This window comes from Pseudovibrio sp. Tun.PSC04-5.I4 (assembly GCF_900104145.1).
GTDB lineage: Bacteria > Pseudomonadota > Alphaproteobacteria > Rhizobiales > Stappiaceae > Pseudovibrio.
Map to the genome: position 1 here is coordinate 617,234 of NZ_FNLB01000001.1, position 18,915 is coordinate 636,148.

The 18,915-nt window shown below is 52.4% G+C and carries 20 protein-coding genes; 8 read left to right on the forward strand and 12 right to left on the reverse strand.

Annotation, left to right across the window (positions count from 1 at the left end; genetic code table 11):
• Positions 1–4: 4 nt before the first annotated feature.
• On the forward strand, positions 5–859 hold the full coding sequence (locus BLS62_RS02890; RefSeq protein ID WP_093176680.1) for an isocitrate lyase/PEP mutase family protein: 855 nt from the start codon (positions 5–7) through the stop codon (positions 857–859).
• A 59-nt stretch (positions 860–918) separates the two neighbouring features.
• On the opposite strand, the gene map is transcribed toward BLS62_RS02890, so the two are convergent.
• From map to fahA, 12 genes are all read right to left on the reverse strand, one after another.
• On the reverse strand, positions 919–1,698 hold the full coding sequence (gene map / locus BLS62_RS02895) for a type I methionyl aminopeptidase (protein WP_093176683.1): 780 nt from the start codon (positions 1,696–1,698) through the stop codon (positions 919–921).
• On the reverse strand, positions 1,695–1,901 hold the full coding sequence (locus tag BLS62_RS02900) for a ParD-like family protein (RefSeq protein ID WP_093176687.1): 207 nt from the start codon (positions 1,899–1,901) through the stop codon (positions 1,695–1,697). The genes map and BLS62_RS02900 overlap by 4 nt, the downstream gene beginning before the upstream one ends.
• 97 nt (positions 1,902–1,998) lie before the next feature.
• Positions 1,999–3,267 carry an NAD(P)-binding domain-containing protein gene (locus tag BLS62_RS02905; protein ID WP_093176690.1) on the reverse strand — a complete coding sequence of 423 codons (1,269 nt, stop codon included), beginning with the start codon at positions 3,265–3,267 and terminating at the stop codon, positions 1,999–2,001.
• Positions 3,268–3,421: 154 nt separating this feature from the next.
• The gene (locus tag BLS62_RS02910; protein ID WP_093176692.1) at positions 3,422–4,738 is read right to left on the reverse strand and encodes a TRAP transporter large permease; all 1,317 of its coding nucleotides are present in this window, start codon (positions 4,736–4,738) and stop codon (positions 3,422–3,424) included.
• Positions 4,739–4,742: 4 nt separating this feature from the next.
• Entirely contained in the window at positions 4,743–5,216 is a 474-nt protein-coding gene (locus BLS62_RS02915; RefSeq protein ID WP_093176695.1) for a TRAP transporter small permease, read from the reverse strand.
• A 35-nt stretch (positions 5,217–5,251) separates the two neighbouring features.
• Entirely contained in the window at positions 5,252–6,301 is a 1,050-nt protein-coding gene (locus BLS62_RS02920) for a TRAP transporter substrate-binding protein (protein WP_093176697.1), read from the reverse strand.
• A 94-nt stretch (positions 6,302–6,395) separates the two neighbouring features.
• On the reverse strand, positions 6,396–6,938 hold the full coding sequence (locus tag BLS62_RS02925; RefSeq protein ID WP_093176700.1) for a VOC family protein: 543 nt from the start codon (positions 6,936–6,938) through the stop codon (positions 6,396–6,398).
• Positions 6,939–6,958: 20 nt separating this feature from the next.
• On the reverse strand, positions 6,959–7,168 hold the full coding sequence (locus BLS62_RS02930) for a DUF2783 domain-containing protein (protein WP_093176702.1): 210 nt from the start codon (positions 7,166–7,168) through the stop codon (positions 6,959–6,961).
• The gene (locus BLS62_RS02935; RefSeq protein WP_093176705.1) at positions 7,165–8,805 is read right to left on the reverse strand and encodes an FAD-dependent oxidoreductase; all 1,641 of its coding nucleotides are present in this window, start codon (positions 8,803–8,805) and stop codon (positions 7,165–7,167) included. Before BLS62_RS02935 ends, BLS62_RS02930 begins: the two co-directional genes overlap by 4 nt.
• Positions 8,806–8,831: 26 nt before the next feature.
• The gene (locus BLS62_RS02940; RefSeq protein WP_093176708.1) at positions 8,832–9,242 is read right to left on the reverse strand and encodes a hypothetical protein; all 411 of its coding nucleotides are present in this window, start codon (positions 9,240–9,242) and stop codon (positions 8,832–8,834) included.
• 6 nt (positions 9,243–9,248) lie between these two features.
• Positions 9,249–10,199 (reverse strand): MBL fold metallo-hydrolase, encoded by a 951-nt coding sequence (locus BLS62_RS02945; protein ID WP_093176711.1) that lies wholly within the window; start codon positions 10,197–10,199, stop codon positions 9,249–9,251.
• A 14-nt stretch (positions 10,200–10,213) separates the two neighbouring features.
• Positions 10,214–11,482 (reverse strand): fumarylacetoacetase, encoded by a 1,269-nt coding sequence (fahA, locus tag BLS62_RS02950; protein WP_093176713.1) that lies wholly within the window; start codon positions 11,480–11,482, stop codon positions 10,214–10,216.
• A gap of 307 nt (positions 11,483–11,789) precedes the next feature.
• Here fahA and BLS62_RS02955 point away from each other — a divergent pair, with 307 nt between their 5' ends.
• From BLS62_RS02955 to BLS62_RS02985, 7 genes are all read left to right on the forward strand, one after another.
• Positions 11,790–12,299 (forward strand): MarR family winged helix-turn-helix transcriptional regulator, encoded by a 510-nt coding sequence (locus BLS62_RS02955; protein ID WP_093176715.1) that lies wholly within the window; start codon positions 11,790–11,792, stop codon positions 12,297–12,299.
• 30 nt (positions 12,300–12,329) lie between these two features.
• Positions 12,330–12,965 carry a maleylacetoacetate isomerase gene (gene maiA / locus BLS62_RS02960; protein ID WP_093176718.1) on the forward strand — a complete coding sequence of 212 codons (636 nt, stop codon included), beginning with the start codon at positions 12,330–12,332 and terminating at the stop codon, positions 12,963–12,965.
• Positions 12,966–13,378: 413 nt separating this feature from the next.
• Complete coding sequence (locus BLS62_RS02965) at positions 13,379–14,959, forward strand: ABC transporter substrate-binding protein (RefSeq protein ID WP_093176721.1); 1,581 nt, start codon at positions 13,379–13,381, stop codon at positions 14,957–14,959.
• Positions 14,960–15,069: 110 nt separating this feature from the next.
• The gene (locus BLS62_RS02970) at positions 15,070–16,011 is read left to right on the forward strand and encodes an ABC transporter permease (protein WP_093176724.1); all 942 of its coding nucleotides are present in this window, start codon (positions 15,070–15,072) and stop codon (positions 16,009–16,011) included.
• The gene (locus tag BLS62_RS02975; protein WP_093176727.1) at positions 16,008–16,883 is read left to right on the forward strand and encodes an ABC transporter permease; all 876 of its coding nucleotides are present in this window, start codon (positions 16,008–16,010) and stop codon (positions 16,881–16,883) included. The genes BLS62_RS02970 and BLS62_RS02975 overlap by 4 nt, the downstream gene beginning before the upstream one ends.
• Positions 16,883–17,878 carry an ABC transporter ATP-binding protein gene (locus BLS62_RS02980; RefSeq protein ID WP_093176730.1) on the forward strand — a complete coding sequence of 332 codons (996 nt, stop codon included), beginning with the start codon at positions 16,883–16,885 and terminating at the stop codon, positions 17,876–17,878. The genes BLS62_RS02975 and BLS62_RS02980 overlap by 1 nt, the downstream gene beginning before the upstream one ends.
• Positions 17,875–18,876 carry an ABC transporter ATP-binding protein gene (locus tag BLS62_RS02985; RefSeq protein ID WP_093176733.1) on the forward strand — a complete coding sequence of 334 codons (1,002 nt, stop codon included), beginning with the start codon at positions 17,875–17,877 and terminating at the stop codon, positions 18,874–18,876. The genes BLS62_RS02980 and BLS62_RS02985 overlap by 4 nt, the downstream gene beginning before the upstream one ends.
• The last annotated feature ends 39 nt before the right edge of the window (positions 18,877–18,915 follow it).

Below are 18,915 nucleotides of genomic sequence, written 5' to 3' on the forward strand. Positions count from 1 at the left end.
GACAATGTCGAAAGCCCACGTGCTGAAAACTCTGTTTGAGAGCGGCAAACTCAATGTAACACCGTGCTGCTGGGATGCACTTTCCGCCAGCCTCATAGAGCAAGCCGGATTCCCGCTCGCCTTCATGAGCGGCTTTGGCGTCTCAGCTGCCCGTCTGGGCCAACCTGATGCTGGCCTCATCTCCTACGCTGAGATGGTGGACCAAGCCCGCACCATCGCAGGTGCCACATCCATTCCAGTAATTGGCGATGGAGATACGGGCTACGGCAATGCGCTCAACGTAAAACGCACCGTCAAAGGTTACGCAAATGCGGGCGTAGCCTGCGTGATGATTGAGGATCAACTGGCACCCAAACGCTGCGGCCACACCAAGGGCAAACATGTGGTTGACCGTAATGAAGCGTTCATGCGCATACGGGCAGCGGTTGATGCAAAGAATGAAGGCGCTGACATCCTCATTCTGGCGCGCACAGATGCTCGGGCTGAGCACGGTCTGGACGAAGCCATTGAACGGGCAAAGATGTTCCGTGAAATTGGGGCAGACATGACTTTTGTGGAAGCACCGCGCACCTTGGACGAGATGAAGCGTATTTGTGACGAGGTGGAAGGTCCAAAGATGGCGAACATGCTGGAAGGCGGCCTAACGCCATTCCTCCAACCCGCTGAGTTGCAAGAGCTGGGCTACGCCATCTCCACCTACCCGTTTACTGGCCTGATGGCGATGATCAAAGCCCAACAAGATGCGCTCACACAGATGAAAAACGGCATCTTCCCAAACCCTGCGATGAGCTTTGAAGACCTGCAAAAAGCCGTCGGTTTCGACAAATACTATGAAGCCGAGGAACGTTATAGGCACTAAGAGCCACCACAAATGGCAGGGGTCCACCCTCGCCATTATCATCGGATCACCAGCTGATCTTACCCCGGAATTCGTTCATCGGGGCGCAGGGTTAGAACCTCATAGCCATCGCTGGTGACCAGCACTGTATGTTCCCACTGGGCGGAGAGTTTTCTGTCCAGTGTTTCCACCGTCCAGCCATCTTCTTTGGTGACGGTTAGCTCTGTTCCCGCATTTACCATGGGCTCAATGGTGAAGGTCATGCCTTCCTTCAGCAGAATGCCTGTGCCCTTTTTGCCGAAGTGCATCACCGAGGGGCCTTCGTGCATATCACGGCCAATGCCATGCCCGCAATAATCTTTGACGATGGAGTATCCGGCGGTCTCTGCCACCTGCTGGATCGCCGCGCCCACATCTCCCAGCCGCGCACCGGGGCGCACCTGTTTTATGCCAGCCCACATGGCTTTGTAGGTTGTTTTTACGAGCTTTTGGGCCGCGCGGGATGCATTGGGGAGCACAAAGGTGGTGCTGGAATCGGCAATGAAGCCATCCTTTTCCAGCGTGATATCAACATTGATAATATCAGTAGAGTTCAGCTTCCGTGTCTGGTCAGGAATACCATGGCAGACCACTTCATTAACCGAGGTATTGAGGGCGAACTTAAACCCATACTGGCCTTTACTGGCAGGACGGGATTTCAACTCACTGACGATGTACTCTTCAGCGCGGTCGTTGATTTCCAGAGTCGAAACGCCCGGTTTCACAACATCTTCAAGCATCTCAAACACCTGAGCCAGAAGCTTACCGGATTGCCGCATCAGCACGATTTCATCGGCATTTTTAAGGACAATCGCACTCATGTGCTGATCACCTCAGGCATCGTTACTTTGCAAGCTCTCATCTGCTCCTGCACCAACTCAGTGTAGGAGAGGGTTGGGTTGAGTTCTGCCAACATACCCATTTTGATCCAGAACTCTGCCTGCGCGTTGATCGAGCGAGACATGACGGTGCTCGCTTTTCTGATTTCCTCGTGCAGATTATCTGAGATTTTGACAATACCCATGACGAGCTCCTATATGATTTGTATACATATCGTATACGAATCATATAAATGCAAGGCCTCATCCCTCTCAGCAGAATGCAAAGGAGCCCATTGCACGCTAGGTATCGGGGAAAGGCATTTCTTTCAGTTTAAACTCAAAAGGGTATTGCCGGTAGTACTGCTGGTGAAGGCGCTTATGATCATTCAATTCGGTCAGTAACCGCTGCCAGTCCAGGTTTGGTTCACCACTTAGCTTGCACAACTTTGTAAAGTTCTCAAAGGCACACTCGTGATAGGCGTTGAGGTCCGACGGCAATCTTTGCAAAACACAGGAGCCGTCGTGCGCTTCTTTCTGAATATCTGCGAGTGAGGGTAGGCTTTGTTCGCCGCTCAAAATCTGCGCACAATAAACGCTTTGCAGGTGAACATTGGCAAAGTGAACTGTAAACCGCGGCAAGCCCAGAAAAATCAGACTCGGGTCTGTTGGATAAAACATATTGAGATACAACGGCCCCATGGTTTGGCCACTAAGCTCTATATCATCCAGTTCCCCTTCTAAAAAAGGAAAGCGGTAAATATAGCCCGTGCACAGGATGATTGTATCCACGTCATACAGAACCTCACCGTTCTGCAAAATCACTTTGTTGCCTTCAACACGCTTAGGCCGGGCATGTTGACTGATGTTGAAACCATCCCCATAGAGGCCATCGCGGACATAGCATTTATGTCCATTGGGCGGGAATGTTCCACAAATATAAACCTGCTCGGCATGAGGGCTGAGATCCAGCGAGATATCCTCGGAGGAGACGCAAGCCCCTATCAACACCACACGTTTGCCCTCGTGAATCTCTGGCAAGCGATAGGATTGTGAGTGGATTACAGGGCCATCAAAGCTATCCAGTCCTTCAATTTCAGGAATATTGGGGTGACTGTCCTTACCGGATGCGACCATGACATGCGTAAAAATCTCGCGCTTTTCTTCTGTTTCAAGCAGCCAACCCCCAGCCACCTTACTGAGCTGTTTAACGGGGCTGTTGAAACGGATGAGCGGCACAATCCCAGCAGCTTTCGCGGTTGCACTGATGTAATCGAGCACATCAACTCTGCCGGGGAACGGTTGTAATTCCTCAGGTAGCGGATAATCAGAGATCTGCATTGAATATTTGGGTAGGTTGGTCCAAAGCCGCGGGTACATGGCAGAAGAAACCGATTGGCTTTGCGGATCGCGGATATCAACGGGTTCATCCGACAACACCTCGTAAGCCCACTGCCCACCCAAACAATTACGCGCTTCAAACAATGTTGGCGTCAATCCACGTCGCTTAAGCTCGATTGCAGCAGTCAATCCGGTTGGGCCAGCTCCAATAATTGCGATGTTAGGACCCATGTAACCCTCTACCTTGTTCTGGTTGTAGGTACTATGAGGGTCGCGGGTTAATTGCCTGTTCTTCTGATTGTTAGGATGTGAGAGGAGTGCGGAACACCCCCTAAAAAAAGGGAGAGCAAATGCCCTCCCTTCGTAAAATTCACAATGAATTTCGCTACATGGCCCCAACAAGCCAGAGAGAGAACCACGGAAAAGCGATCAGGAGTGCGAGGCGGACAAGGTCGGATACCCAGAACGGGAACACGCCTTTGAAGATCGTGGAGAGCTTCACATCCTGCAGCACGTTACGCAGCACAAACACGTTGAGCCCGACGGGAGGTGAGATCAGACTGATCTCCGTCACAACCACCACAATCACCGCAAACCAGATCAGCACAGCCTCCGGGTCGTTCAAAGCTTCGACGCCAAAATCCAACTCTAAAATGAGCGGATAGAACACCGGCACAGTGAGCAAGATCATGGAAAGGCTTTCCAGCACACACCCCAGCACAATGTAGATCAGCACGATACCGAGCAGCACCATGTAAGCGTTAACGTCAAGGTTCAGCACCCATTCGGCCAGCGTATCCGGCAGGCCTGCAAAATTGACGAAGTTGGAGAACACCTCAGCGCCGATGATGATCATGAAGATCATAGCCGTGGTGCGCGCGCTTTCCAGCATCGCGTGATACAGGCTCTCCATGGTCATGCCGCCCATAGCAAGCGCAATCAAAAAGGCAGTTCCTGCGCCAATACCCGCGGCTTCTGTTGGGGTAAAGAACCCACCATAGATGCCAGTCATGATAACGGCGAAGAGACCGAGAACCGCAAACACACCGATCTTTTCTTTTCGCGTGAACGGCTCAACACCTTCTGACTTGGGCGCGAGAGACGGGTTGATGAGCGTGGTGACATAAATGGCGCCGATGTAAAGCAAAAGCCCTAAAATGCCCGGAATAACACCAGCAATAAATAGTTTGCCAATGTCAGATTCTGTCAACAGGCCATAGATGATCATCACCACGGATGGCGGAATGAGAATACCCAGCGTGCCACCTGCTGCAATGGACCCGGCTGCCAGACTATCGGCATAACCGTATTTGCGCATGGAAGGCATCGCCACTTTGGACATGGTCGCAGCGGTTGCCAGAGAAGACCCACACACCGCCGAAAAACCACCACAGGCCACAACGGAGGCCATAGCAAGGCCACCGCGAGCCCCGCCAACCAAGCGGTTCGCGGCTGCATAAAGCCCGTGGCTGACGCCGGAAATGGTGAGCAGATTGCCCATCAGAATAAACAGCGGCACAACGGAGAGCGAGTAAGACAGGCTGGTATCAAATCCAACTGTGCTCACAACTGACCATGTTGCGTTCCAGCCACGCAACCACGCAAAGCCAACGGACCCGACAAGGATCATGGCGAACGCAATGGGCACGCGCAAAAAGATCAATGAGAGCAGAGCTGTAAAGCCGACTAGGGACTCAAACATGACTTTAAAAACCTCTGCGGAATGCTTTTCTGAACAGAACGAGCGTGTAAGCTCCGCTCAAAAGGGCTGACGCGGCCGCAATCCAGGAAAGCGGGGCCAGCGGAATATCGAGGGCGTTGGTCACTGATCCATCTTCCATCAGGCGAACAGCATGTGCAGCAAGGCGCCAGGACAGGACAAAGAGAACAACGGTAGAAACAAACCCTGAGATCGCAGTCATCAAAGACTGCATAACAGGGGGAACCATGCCGTAAATCATGTCGACTTCAACATGTTCCCGGCGTGATGTGGTGAGCGGCAGGGCGGAAAAAACCAAAGCCCCAAGCATCAACTGAGTTACTTCAAACGCCCCGCGAACAGGGGCGTTGAACCAGTAACGGCCAACCACATCAACAACTGTAAGGCCAGTCATACCCGCGAGGAGTAACGCGCAACATATTCCAAGGCCAAGCTCAATGAGCTTGACCAAGGAGCGCACCCGCGATGCGCTCCCCGAAGTGTTGTTAGACCAACTCAATTTTCCACGCCTGTAGAATTGCGGAACTTGGTAAGGGCAGCAGCGCCGTCAAAGCCATCTTTTGCAATCGCTTCGCCCCATGCAGCTTCATAAGCAGCCGCTTTGCCTTTGATCGCGTCAACCATTGCAGGAGATGCATCGTAGATTTCGATGCCAGCTTTGTTGATGCGCTCAATCGCTTTTTCATCAGCGTCGTTCCATGCCTTACCAACGCGCTCAGAAAAAGCATCGCCGGAAATTGCCATGATCGCAGTCTGATCTTCAGCAGAAATGTCGTTCCACTTGCCCTCATTCATGACGAGGAACCATGTGGTGTTGTAGATCCCACCTGGAACACGCATGGAGTACTTCACGTGGTCGAGCAATTTAAACGCTGTCAGAGCTTCATAGGTGAAGGTCACACCGTCAATGATGCCGCGAGACAGTTTCTCATAGACTTCGCCGGAAGACATGAAGATCGGAGACGCACCCAGATCACTGGCCAGATCCGCAATGTACCCGCCCGGTACACGGATTTTCAGGCCTTCAATGTCTGAAGGTGTGTTCAGCTTGCGCACGTTGTTATGGAACACGCCCGGACCATGAACGAAGAGACCAAGAACCTTGGTGCCTTTGTGCTCTGCCTGTGCATCCAGATCATTTGCATACACATCCCAAAATGCCTTGGACCCGGACACAGCATCATCTCCAAGGAAGGAGAATTGGCCAATACGGGAGCGCTGGAAGCGATTGTCTTTGGTGAAGGAATGCAGGCCGTACGTGATGTCCGCAACGCCATCTGCCGCCATATCAAAGTGGGCAGGTGGAGCACCAGCAGACTTTGCAAGCACGCGTACAGAAACGCGGCCATCCGTTACTTTTTTGATTTCCCGCGCCCACGGCTTGATTGCGTTGACCACAACCGGGTGACGGGGTGGTAACCAACTGGAAAGAACCAGAGTGGTTTCAGCATAGGCAGCCGTTACAAATGCAGTCGGTGCCAACAGAGCAACGGTTGCAACACCAAGCAATGCGCGGCGCGCAACTTTCGTTTTCAAGAATTCCATGGATCCCTCCCATAAGATACCATTAAAATAATGTCGTAGATTGGAAAACGGGGCCCCTCCAGGCTCCATTTTCTCCCGCGTAGTCTAAGATAAATTAGTCTCTTCCGAGTTCTTTTGCGTGTAACCAATCAGCATGTTTCGGCGCTTTTTTGGTGCGGCTCCACTCTTCAAGCATGTCCCACTTAACCGCGTCGAGACGCTTCAATTTCTCTTCTTCTTCTGGATCTGGACAAGCAAGTTCTACACGGTGTCCATTTGGATCGAAGAAGTAGATGGAGTGGAAGATGGAGTGATCAGTCACGCCCAGCACATCAATGCCGTTGCCTTCAAGATGCTCTTTGAACTCGATCAGGGTTTCGCGGTCCTTCACCTTGAAGGCGATATGCTGCACCCAGATTGGTGTGTTCTCGTCGCGGCCCATCTCTGGCTTGGTTGGCAGTTCAAAAAACGCCAGCACGTTGCCATTACCTGCATCAAGGAACAGATGCATGTAAGGATCAGGCTCGTGGGTCGAGGGAACTTTGTCCTCGGCAATCGCCAGCACGAAGTCCATGTTGAGGTTTTTGGTGTACCACTCAACGGTTTCTTTCGCGTCTTTACAACGGTACGCAACGTGGTGAATTTGTTCAATTTTCATGTGTCTACAACCCAAAGCGATTAAGCTTCGGCTCCTCCCTGAGTGCTGGCAGCCAGTTCCATTGCTTCGCGAAGGACTGTTCTGTCGCCAATGTGATTGGCGAGAATGAGGATGAGCTTGGCGTTGAGCGCTTCGCTTTCCTTCTCAGAACGACCTCCATGCAGAACCAGAAGTTCTTCGTAAAAATCATCTGGCTTGGAGATGTTTGGTTTTGTATTCAGATGGCTCATTGTGCGGCCTCCTGTTCAAAAATGCCGATTGTGCGGTTCATAGCCTCAGCCACCAAATCTCCGTTGTAGCTTTCCCAACGCGCTGCCACATGCTGGTCAGGGCGCATCAGATACACACCAGAGGTTTTGTCTCCGAGGTAACGAGCTTTCATTTCAGCGTTGGCTTCGACACGCAGTGCTGAAATAGTGATGCCGTTCACGATAACAGTATCAGGCACATCTGCATTAACCGCCAACAACTGGAATTTGTTGCCAAGCTGGCTCAGCAGGTACCCATTTTCTGTTGGCGCATCCGCTGCCGGAGACCCCGGACGTGAACGCGCGGGCATGCCCTCGCAATCATCACTGTTGAGCGAGGACCCGTCATAGGTCGCTGGAACAGACAGGCGACCGGAGTTCACCAGTGGACGTGCAAATTCGGCTTTTTCCGCCAGTTCCAGCACAGCATCGCGGAACACACGGCTGATAGCTGATTTTGGCGTGATGAAGTCTGTTGCGCGGGACGAGTTCATAATGTTCTCTTGCGCCGCATAAACACGTTCTTCATCGTAACTGTCCAGCAGGCTCATTGGCGCTTTGCCGTCCATCACCAGCGCCAGTTTCCAGATCAGATTGTCTGTATCCTGAAGACCGGAGTTGGCACCGCGGGCACCGAAGGGAGACACCTGATGGGCACTGTCGCCAGCAAAGATCACACGGCCTTTGCGGAACTGTTCCATACGGCGGCACTGGAAGGTGTAGATGGAAACCCACTCAAGCTCGAACTTAACATCCTCGCCAAGCATAGCTTTAAGGCGCGGAATAACGTTCTCGGGCTTCTTCTCTTCTTCCTTATCAATGTCCCAGCCAAGCTGAAGATCGATGCGCCATACATTATCTGGCTGCTTATGCAAAAGAGCAGACTGACCACGGTTGAACGGCGGATCAAACCAGAACCAACGCTCTGTTGGGAATTCGGCATCCATGATCACATCAGCGATCAGGAAGTTGTCTTCAAACACGCGGCCTACAAAATCCAGATCCATCATGGAGCGGATTGGAGAGGCAGCACCGTCACAGGCGATCACCCAGTCAGTTTCGACTTTGTAATTGCCTTCTGGTGTTTCCAGCTCAACAGTTGCGAAGTCAGTGCCTTGATCTACAGAAACAACCTTGTTGTTGCCACGGATTTCAATCGGCTTACCTTGGGCTTTTAACTCAACGACCCGGTTAAACAGATACTCTTCAAAATAATACTGTTGTAGGTTGATAAAGGCCGGGCGCTTGTGGCCATCTTCTGGCAGCAGATCAAACTGGTAGACCTGACGCTCATCAAAGAACACCTTGCCAACGTTCCACTGAACGCCCTTGTCAACAAACTGATCCCCACAGCCAAGGCGGTCGAGGATTTCAAGCGGACGTTTTGCGTAACAAACCGCGCGCGAGCCCCAGCTCACCTTGTCATTGTCATCAACAACAACAACTTCAATATCCTGCATAGCCAGTTCAATTGCCGCTGCCAGACCAATCGGGCCGGCTCCCACAACAACAACCTTATGGCGTACTACCTGTTCCGCATCCTGATCCGATGATCGGACATATGGATATAGCGGAACTTCGAAAATCTTTTTCAATTCAAAACCTCCCAGTTTCGTCATAGAAACAGCTATTTAACGACGCTCCCTCAAAGTTGAGGGGAGTTGGACTGTGTTGTGGAGTTCTTTGAGATATCGACGCATTTTTTATCCGAAAACTGGGCTCTGAATGCTTCTATCTGTCGGGCTATTGCGTAGTCCGGGTTGTAGTAACATTCGCCTAGAGCGCGTAGGCTTAAAATTCCGAGGAACATAAAGCTAAACAAACCCCAGAGTGCTGTTATTCCGATCCATTTGCGAAGATCTCGGTGTCTCCCTCCAAGTAAAAACTGACCGTAAAGTTTGGCGTACAAGACAGGATAGAGGAAGATTGAACGACCAGAAGTCTTCCAATCTTCATGCAGTTTTGACATGAGCGAAGAATGGAGCAACATCCAGACAATCGTTGCTACAGCAAGATTTACGAATGCTAGTATTACCACCCCTTCACTCAAGCTCATCTCATTTTATCCTTGCAATGCTGCCCACATTTCTTGGTCACGTTCAGCAGTCCAGATACGGGGGGTGTCGATGCCGCGGGCTTCGTCAAATGCGCGGGCAACATTGAATGGCAGACAATGTTCGTAGATTGCGTAGTCAGCGAATTTTGGATCGCATTCTGCACGCACTGCGTCCCATGCTTCTTTGAGCGTGCCGCCTCGTACTGCCACGCGGGCGGCTGGTTTATAGGTACTCATGACAAAGTCACGAGTGTTCTCGATAGCTTTGCCGACCATTTCTTTGCCAACAAGCGCATCACCACGACCGGGTGCAATTGCGTCTGGGTTGTAGGCTTTGATTGCGTCGAGCGTGTTGCCCCAGTCTTTGAAATGACCATCACCGCAGTAACAAGCTGAGTGGTACTCAACGATATCACCGGTGAACATCACGCCTTCGTCTGGAACCCATGCAACTATGTCGCCAGCGGTGTGTGCGCGGCCAAGGTGCATCAGTTCAACCTTACGGTTGCCCATGTTGATGGTCATACGGTCTTTGAAGGTCATAGTTGGCCATGTGAGGCCCGGGATGGAATCAGCTGCATCAAACAGGCGCGGGAAACGACCAAACTCGGAGTCCCAATCTTCCTGACCGCGCTCGTAAATCATGCCCTCGCATTTCTCAGAAGCGACGATTTCTGAAGCACCGTAACCGGAGGCACCCAGCACACGCACAGCATGGTAATGCGAAAGCACCACGTATTTGATCGGCTTGTCCGTGACTTCGCGGATTTTATCAACCACGAGCTGCGCCATGACAGGTGTTGCCTGCGCATCAACCACCATAACGCTGTCATCACCAATGATAACGCCGGTATTTGGATCGCCCTCAGCGGTGAACGCGTAAAGATCGCGTCCAACTTCGGTGAAGGAGATTTTTTTGGCTTCCATGTCGCCACTGGATGCAAATGCTTTGGCCATGATAGTCGTCCTAATTAAACTTTAAAATCTGGAGATGGCAGAATTTTGCCGACACATTCGCCAAAACCAATGCGGAAGCCATCGCCCTGCGCCCAACCTGTCAACGTCAGGGTGTCGCCATCCTCGATGAACGTGCGGGTCTCACCGCTGTCCAGAGTGATTGGCTCTTTGCCACCCCAGGTCAGTTCCATCAGGGATCCGTACTCGGATTTATCCGGACCTGAGATGGTGCCGGAGCCGAGCAGATCGCCGGTGTTCATTTTACAGCCGCCAATGGCATGGTGGGTCAACTGCTGAGCCGCTGAGTAGTACATGCGATTGTAGTTTGTGTGGCACAGAAGCGTCGCCTTATCAGCGCCCTCTGGCTGCATGTGTGCCTGCAACTCAATATCGTAGATCATCGGACCCGGCTCATTGAGGTAGGGCAGCAGCACTTTTTCACGTGCAGGCGTGTTGGTGCGGAACGCTTCCAACGCAGCCTTGGTCACAACCCATGGGCTGATGGAGGTCGCAAACGCTTTAGCCTGAAACGGACCAAGCGGCTGGTATTCCCAGCCCTGAATATCACGAGCGGACCAGTCATTGAGCAGGACATATCCGAAGATCATGTCGTCGGCTTCCTGAACGGTGATCGGCTTGCCCATCTGGCTTGGCGTGCCAACAACAGTCCCCATTTCCAGCTCAATATCGAGGCGAGCGCATGGGTTGAAGGAGGGCACCTGCGCCGTTGGCGCTTTGGTCTGACCCAGAGGGCGAATAACATCCGTTCCGCTGACAACAATGGTAGAGGCACGGCCATTATAACCGATTGGAATGTGCAACCAATTCGGCGGCAGAGCGTTTTCTGCACCGCGAAGGATCGTGCCGACGTTCAGGGCGTGCTGTTTGCCCGCATAAAAATCGGTGTACTCGGCAACCTTGAAGGGCATGAACATCTGAGCGGCACTCATAGGCACCAGTGCTTTCGGCATCAGTGTTTCATTGCCGGACAGCGCAGTATCACCACCCTTTTTGAGCAGTGAGGTCAGCTGATCGCGAACGCTATCCCACGCAGCCATGCCCAGTTCCATGAAGTCATTAAGAGCCGGTTTGTCGAAAACTGTCGTGGTTCCGCCCGCCTTGAGAAGGCCCGCAGATTCCAACACAGCCATATCAACAACCATGTCGCCGATCGCAACACCACACCGTGGCTCTTCTCCATCCTTGGCAAACACACCGTAGGGAAGATTCTGGATTGGGAAATGGCAGTGCGGCGCGTTCGCACTCTCGATCCAACTCGTCATAACACATCCTTGGCAATTGAAGATTGCGGCAAAGTCCAACCAGACTCAGACAATCAGTAATTTATCTGATCTCAGAATAGTTTCACATGTAACTTTGTCAATAACATTTTCCTTGGGAGACAGATCACGATGCGTCAAAAAACCCGCTAATGCCCTCATAACTGGCAGAAAATATCGGTTTATACTACTTTCGCATATATATCAGTAGCGTAATGTGCGGTCTTGACATATAGTTGCAGTTGATACTATCAGGGTAACTGTGCCACTGTAGAAGCATAATAGTTTCATTTTAAACCAACGAGTCTCAATGATGGCGAAACCGACGAACACGACAGAGCGGGATGATTTCCAACTTGGTACTTTCTTCCCCTATAAGGTCCGTGTTTTTGGCACAGCCGTAAGCGCAGCGGTTTCAAGTGTTTACCGGGAGCGATATGGCTTGAGCGTTTCTGAATGGCGCACCATGGCAATTCTTGGCCGCAATCATGCGCTGTCAGCCTCGGAAATTGTTGAGCGCTCAAGCATGGACAAAGTGAATGTCAGCCGCGCCGTGCAATCGCTTCGCAAAAAGGAATTTCTCCGCCGGGATATTGACGGGGAGGACCGCAGAAAATCCGTTTTGCGGCTAACTGCTGAAGGCCTGCGTATATTTAAGGATGTCGTTCCGCTGGTGCGTGACGTTGAAACCGCCCTGACTGCCAACCTGAGTGCGCAGGAGCAGGATGTGCTGCTCGCCCTCATGGAAAAAGTTCAGCACAATGCTGAGGCTTTGGTTGACGAACGAGGCGAGATCACGAAAGCCAACGAACCTACTTGAGGGAACAGTGCTCTGGGGGGCGCCGATACCATGTCTAACATTACTCTTTACGACTACTGGCGCTCATCAGCGAGCTATCGGGTGCGCATCGCGCTGAACCTGAAAGGGCTTGAGTATGACATGGTTACGGTCAACCTGCTGAAGGGCGAGCAGAAGGGCGACGAAAATTTACAGCGCAATCCACTCGGATTTGTCCCCTCACTGGACATGGACGGTGACATACTCACCCAGTCCCTCGCGATTGTTGAATATCTGGATGAACTCCACCCGACTCCAGCCCTAATGCCTGCAACTGCGCGTGAACGGGCACGGGTCCGCGCTTTATCTCACGCCATTGCGATGGACATTCACCCGGTCTGTAATCTGGGCATCGTGCAACGTATTGTGCAGTTGAGCGGCGGGGATGACACAGTCAAAGTGGACTGGATGCGCGCATACATCAGCAAAGGCCTCAACGCATTTGAGGCGCTGCTCGCAGACGGGCAGAGCGGCAAATTCTGTCATAGCGATCAGGTGAGCATGGCGGATCTTTGCCTTGTCCCGCAGGTCTACAACGCAGATCGTTGGGGCGCAGATCGCTCGCACCTCACCCGCGTCAATGCCATTATTGCTGAGACAGAAAAGCTGGAAGCCTTCCAAAAGGCTGCACCTAAGCAAGACGCTTAGCCTAACAACAATCCTAGTTTGGATGAGTATGCTTCATTTATGAGGAGGTAGCGGAATAATATTCCGGTGCCTCTTTTTTGTGTTTAGTCCCATAAGTCTAGATTTATTCAACTGTTGGTCGCAAAGGTTCAGGTGTAGATACCGCAGATTACCTAGAGGCAAAGCACAAGTTTCTCTCAGTGAAACTGCAATTACAGCAATATTTCACCCCTAAACTATTAATTCAGAGAGTTTCGTTGTGATGAAAATTTTTCTTTAGTGAGTTTTGGCTCTTGCAAACAGAGATATATCAGAGATAATACTGATATATCAGTGGTGGCTTATGGAATTACGGGAGCAGCCATCACCTGCGGGCCCGCATGCGCAATAATATAACACAGCATGTCCGGCACGTATCATTTGAGGGGACTACCATGAAGACTTTATTGATTGCCGCGCTTACCGGCGTGTCCATGCTTGCCATGAATTCCGCACTCGCGGTTGAGCGTGGCGGGACTATGACCTTTGCGCGCTACGATGATTCCAATCTGGTTGATCCAGTCTACGCAGACCGGAACCCGGATATCTGGATGGTCACCAACCTCTATGACACGCTGCTACGCACCAACGCAGATGGCAAAACAATCGTACCGGGCCTCGCCTCTGGCTATGCCGTCTCTGAAGACGGCAAAACCATCAGCGTCACCCTGCGCGATGGCATCAAGTTCTCCGATGGTTCCGCGATCACCTCACATGACGTGCAGTTCTCTCTTGAACGCGCCATGAACCCCGATTTGGGTCCGTGGTCTGGCCTGATGGGATCGGTTGGGGGCGTGTCCACGGATGGCAACACCGTCACGCTTACCTTGAAAAACCCTGATCCTGCGCTGATCTCCATTCTGGCAACCTTTAACACCGCAATTGTTTCCAAGGCTGCATTTGATGCGGCACCGGGTGCCACTGATCAGGAAAAAGCAACCGCTCTGTTTGCGCCCGGAACACCTGTTTCCGGTCCGTTCAGCTTGAAGGACCGTGCACGCGGCAGCACTATGACATTTTCCGCCAACCCGCATTACTGGCGTCAAGGTGAAGACGGCAAGCCACTGCCTTACCTTGATGAAGTGAGCTTCATCGTCATCCCCGATGATGCCACTCGTATCCTGAAGCTTCAGGCTGGCGAAGTGAACGGGGCTGAGTTCGTGCCATTTTCCCGTGTAGCAGAGCTGACCGCTGATCCTGCCATCAACATGGAATTGTACCCATCCACCCGCATCGTTTACAGCCCGATTAACACCCGTCAAACCCGTGCAGATGGGTCTGCCAACCCACTGGCGAACAAGGGCGTGCGTCAGGCGCTCAACTACGCAACCAACAAGGATGCGCTGGTTCAGCTGATTACACACGGCACTGGTAAGGCGATGACATCTCCGTTGATGGCATCCACCACGCAGCTCGCTCATGATGGTGGCCCGCTTTACCCTTATGATATGGCGAAAGCAAAAGAACTTGCCGCCGCTGCAGGCCTAAAAGAAGGCACTGAAATCACGCTCACCACACTGGCCGGCTCTTCTGACGATTCCACATTGTTTGCAGCGCTTCAGCAGATGTGGACACCGCTTGGTGTGAGCTTGAAGGTTGAGCAAGTTGATGGCCCAACTCGTGGCGCAAAGAACCGCTCCGGCGAGTTCGACATCCACACCTACGGCTGGGTGAATGACGTGAATGATCCGGCGCAGGTTGCTGGCTGGCTTGGCTATTACCCAACCCGTAAAGCTGTTGGGACTGGCTGGAACAACGCAGAATTCAACACGTTGTTTGAAGCCTCCAACACTGAAATTGACCCGGAAAAACGCAGTGAGCAATACAAGAGTATGCAGGACATATATGCAGACGCTGCACCGCTGCTGTTCCTTTATGAAACTCCGTTTGCTGTGGCACTTTCTTCCAACGTGAATGGATATCTCCAGACTCCACTGGGGAACAATGAGTTCTCATCTGCCTGGATTGCAAAATAACTTCTCCAACCTTCCCAGCAATCCAAACTCTGCCGAAGCGCCCTTTTTGTGAGCCAGCGCTTCGGCCCATTCAGGGCTCATTTCGCTGTTGCCCTAATTAGGACTGAGGAATGTCTTCACTTTCCTATCTTGTGTCCCGCCTCCTGCAGATTATTCCTGTGTTTCTGCTGGTGATGGTGGTGATTTTTTTACTCGTTCGCATGTTGCCGGGAGATCCGGCCATTGCAATGGCGGATGCCAAGGCAACAGAAGTGCAACTTGAACTGATCCGGCAGAAATTGGGCCTGAATGAACCCTTTGTGATGCAGTTCTTCTACTTTGTCAGAAACACGCTCACAGGTGATATGGGCACGTCCATTCTGCTCAAAGCCCCCGTTACCGAAGTTATTCTGGAACGCATGCCCGTTACAGCGTTCCTCACCATTTACGCGGTCTGCCTGTCCATCCTTATTGCCGGGCCGATGGCTTTTATCGCCGCGCTCAACAAAAACGGCCCTGTCGACATCGCAATTCGCAGCGTCTTTCAGATTGGCCTCTCAACACCTGTGTTTTACATCGGACTGTTGCTGCTCACATTTCTTGCGGCTTCCTTGCGGCTGTTTCCGGTTGGGGGATACGGCAAAACGTTTTTACAGCACATGCACCATCTGATGCTGCCTGCATTGACAGTGGCGCTCTACACCTCCGCAATCATCATGCGAAATTTGCGCTCTGCTGTGATTGAGGTGCTGGATGCTGAGTATATTCAGTTTGCCCGCTCCAAAGGCCTTTCCAACGGCGTCATTCTTGGCCGGCATGTGTTGCGCAATGCGCTCATTTCCACCGTGACGCTTCTGGGCCTTTCCATTGGCAACCTGATGAGCGGAACGCTAGTGACTGAAACCGTCTTCGCGGTGCCCGGTCTGGGCCGGTTGATGCTGGAGGCCATTTTCGCCCGCGATTATCCGTTGATTCAGGGGCTAACCCTCACCTTTGCCGTGATGGTCTCCGTCGTGTTCCTGTTCACCGATCTGGTGCAGACATGGCTAGATCCGAGGTTACGTGTCGCATGACCCAGTTCGATACCTCACAGGCTCAAGCCTCTTTGAAAAAAGGCATGCATCCACGGGTGAAAGCCCTGCTGCGCCCCGGTTTTCTGCTTGGCCTTTTCATTCTCACCAGCTCCATCATTCTGGCGGTATTTCCATGGGCATTTGCCCCGTATGATCCCAGCGCATTTGATTATTCGACCCTACAACAACCACCGAGTTGGGATCACCCGTTCGGCACGGATAATCTGGGCAGAGACACGCTGTCTCGTGTGATCTGGGCATATTCCGTTGATATGCAGATTGCGTTTTTTGCAACCTTCTTTGCCATGGTGATCGGTATTTTTGTTGGCTCCATGGTCGCCTATCATGGCGGCATTGCAGATATCATTTTTGGCCGCATTGTTGATGTCACCATCACCTTCCCGTTTCTGGTACTGGTGATTGCCGTTGTTGCGGTTCTCGGCCCCGGCCTGACCAACATGTATGTGGCCGTCACGCTGGTGCAGTGGGTGTATTACGCCCGCCTCACCCGCGCTGAAGTCATGACCCAGATGACGAATGATTATGCCTTGGCGGGGCGTGTGATGGGCTATTCCTCCTTCCGCATTATCTTCCGCCATTTGCTGCCTAATGCCATGACACCGCTGATCACCTATTGGATGACAGACATGGCGCTGGCTATCCTTCTCGGCTCATCGCTTGGCTATCTGGGCCTTGGCGCGCAGCCACCGCAAGCCGAATGGGGCGTGCTGATTGCAGAAGGGCGCAACTTCATCACCACAGCCTGGTGGCTGAGCTTAATGCCGGGCATTGCGATTGTGATTACAGGCCTTGGGTTCTCCCTTGTGGGAGATAGTCTTGCTGATGTTCTACGTCCACGAGGAGCATCCTGATGACCACCTCACAAACACCTTTGCTCAAGGTCTGCAATCTCACCACCAAGTTTCACAGTAAGGGCAAAACCCTCACAGCGGTCGACGGCATCTCGCTGGAGGTGAACCCCGGCGAAGTCCTCGGCCTTGTGGGCGAAAGCGGGTCTGGCAAATCCATCACCCTGCGCTCCATCACCGGGCTGGCGAAACAACATGGCACAGTTGAGGGTAACGTGTTTTGGAAAGGGGAAGATCTCATTCCCCAAAGCGAAAAGCAGTTGCAGTCGGTTCGGGGCAGCCAGATCTCCATGATCTTTCAGGAGCCCATGACATCCCTCAACCCGCTGCTGAACATTGGCCTGCAAATTGAAGAGAACCTGAAAGCTCACACGCAACTGGACCGCCGCCAACGCAGGGCCCGCGCTATTGAACTGCTAGACACGGTTGGCATTCCCAGCGCCTCCTCCCGCTTGAAGGATTACCCGCACCAGTTCTCCGGCGGTATGCGGCAACGGGTGATGATCGCCATTGCCCTCGCCTCCAACCCGGAACTGCTGCTGGCCGATGAGCCGACAACGGCGCTTGATGTCACCATTCAGGACCAGATCTTGCAATTGCTGCTGTCGCTCGCCAAAAATCTCAACATGGCTATTGTTTTGGTTACGCATGATTTGGGTGTGGTCGCACAAACCTGCGATCGCGTCGCAGTTATGTATGCGGGCCGATTGGTTGAAAACGGATCCGTTCGCGATGTCCTCAAATCACCGCGCCATCCCTACACGCTTGGCCTGCTCAAATCGGTGCCGGAAAATATCCCCCCCCGCACCGCGCTCTATTCTGTTCCGGGGACACCGCCTGCCTTGGATGCATTGCCCGTTGGATGTTCCTTCGCTCCGCGCTGTAACAAGGCGCAGGAGGATTGCTATCAAGTGAAACCATCATTGCAAACGATCGGTGAAGGTATTTCAGCTGCCTGCCATCATCTGGACGTTGCGCGACAGGAGGAGCTGGCATGACCTTGGAAGCGCCGGTGCTGGAGGTAAAGGACCTCCATTTACACTTTCCACTCAAAAAAACCCTCTTCGACGCAATTCAACGCAAACCTCAACGCATAGTCAAAGCCCTGAATGGGGTTAGCCTTGAGGTCATGCGAGGGGAAACGCTTGGTATCGTTGGAGAATCTGGCTGTGGCAAGTCCACGTTAGCCCGTTGTTTGGCACGGCTTTACGAGGCGGATAAGGGCACCATTCATTATGACGGGCAGGAAGTAGCTGCCAAAGATGCGGCTGCGCTGCGGGAGTATAACCGCCGGGTCCAGATGATGTTTCAGGACCCCTACTCCTCCCTCAATCCCCGCATGAGTGTACGGCAGGTCTTGTGTGAAGCCCTGAGCGTTCACAAAATGCGCCCGCCAGAACAGATTGATGATCGCATTGCAGAGCTGCTGGAGCTGGTGCGTCTGCCGCAAGATGCTGCGGAAAAACTACCTCACGAATTCTCGGGTGGGCAACGCCAACGCATTGCAATTGCACGGGCTTTGTCCGTAGAGCCTGAGGTGTTGGTGGCCGATGAACTGGTCTCCGCGCTGGATGTCTCTGTTCAGGCGCAGGTGGTGAATCTGCTGTTGGAGCTTCAGGACAAGCTCAAGCTGACAATCCTGTTTGTGGCGCATGATCTGCGACTTGTCCGCCATGTATCCCACAGGGTTGCGGTGATTTATCTGGGCTCAATTGTTGAGATCGGGGACTCAGAACAGCTGTTTAACGCCCCAAGACATCCCTATTCCAAAGCCCTTCTCGCAGCAGCTCCTTCTTTAGATCCAGACAAGCGCAATACCCGGCCTTCAATCTCCGGAGAATTACCCAGTCCTCTTAACGTTCCCAAGGGTTGCGCTTTCCATGCAAGGTGCCCTCATGCTACTGCAAGATGCCAGAGTGAAACTCCCCAATTGAGAGCTATTGACGAGCTGGGTCATGTTGCTTATCACCATGCCGAAACCCTCATCCAGTCATAGAATAAAAAGTATATATCAGGCAAATTATGTTGGAAAATC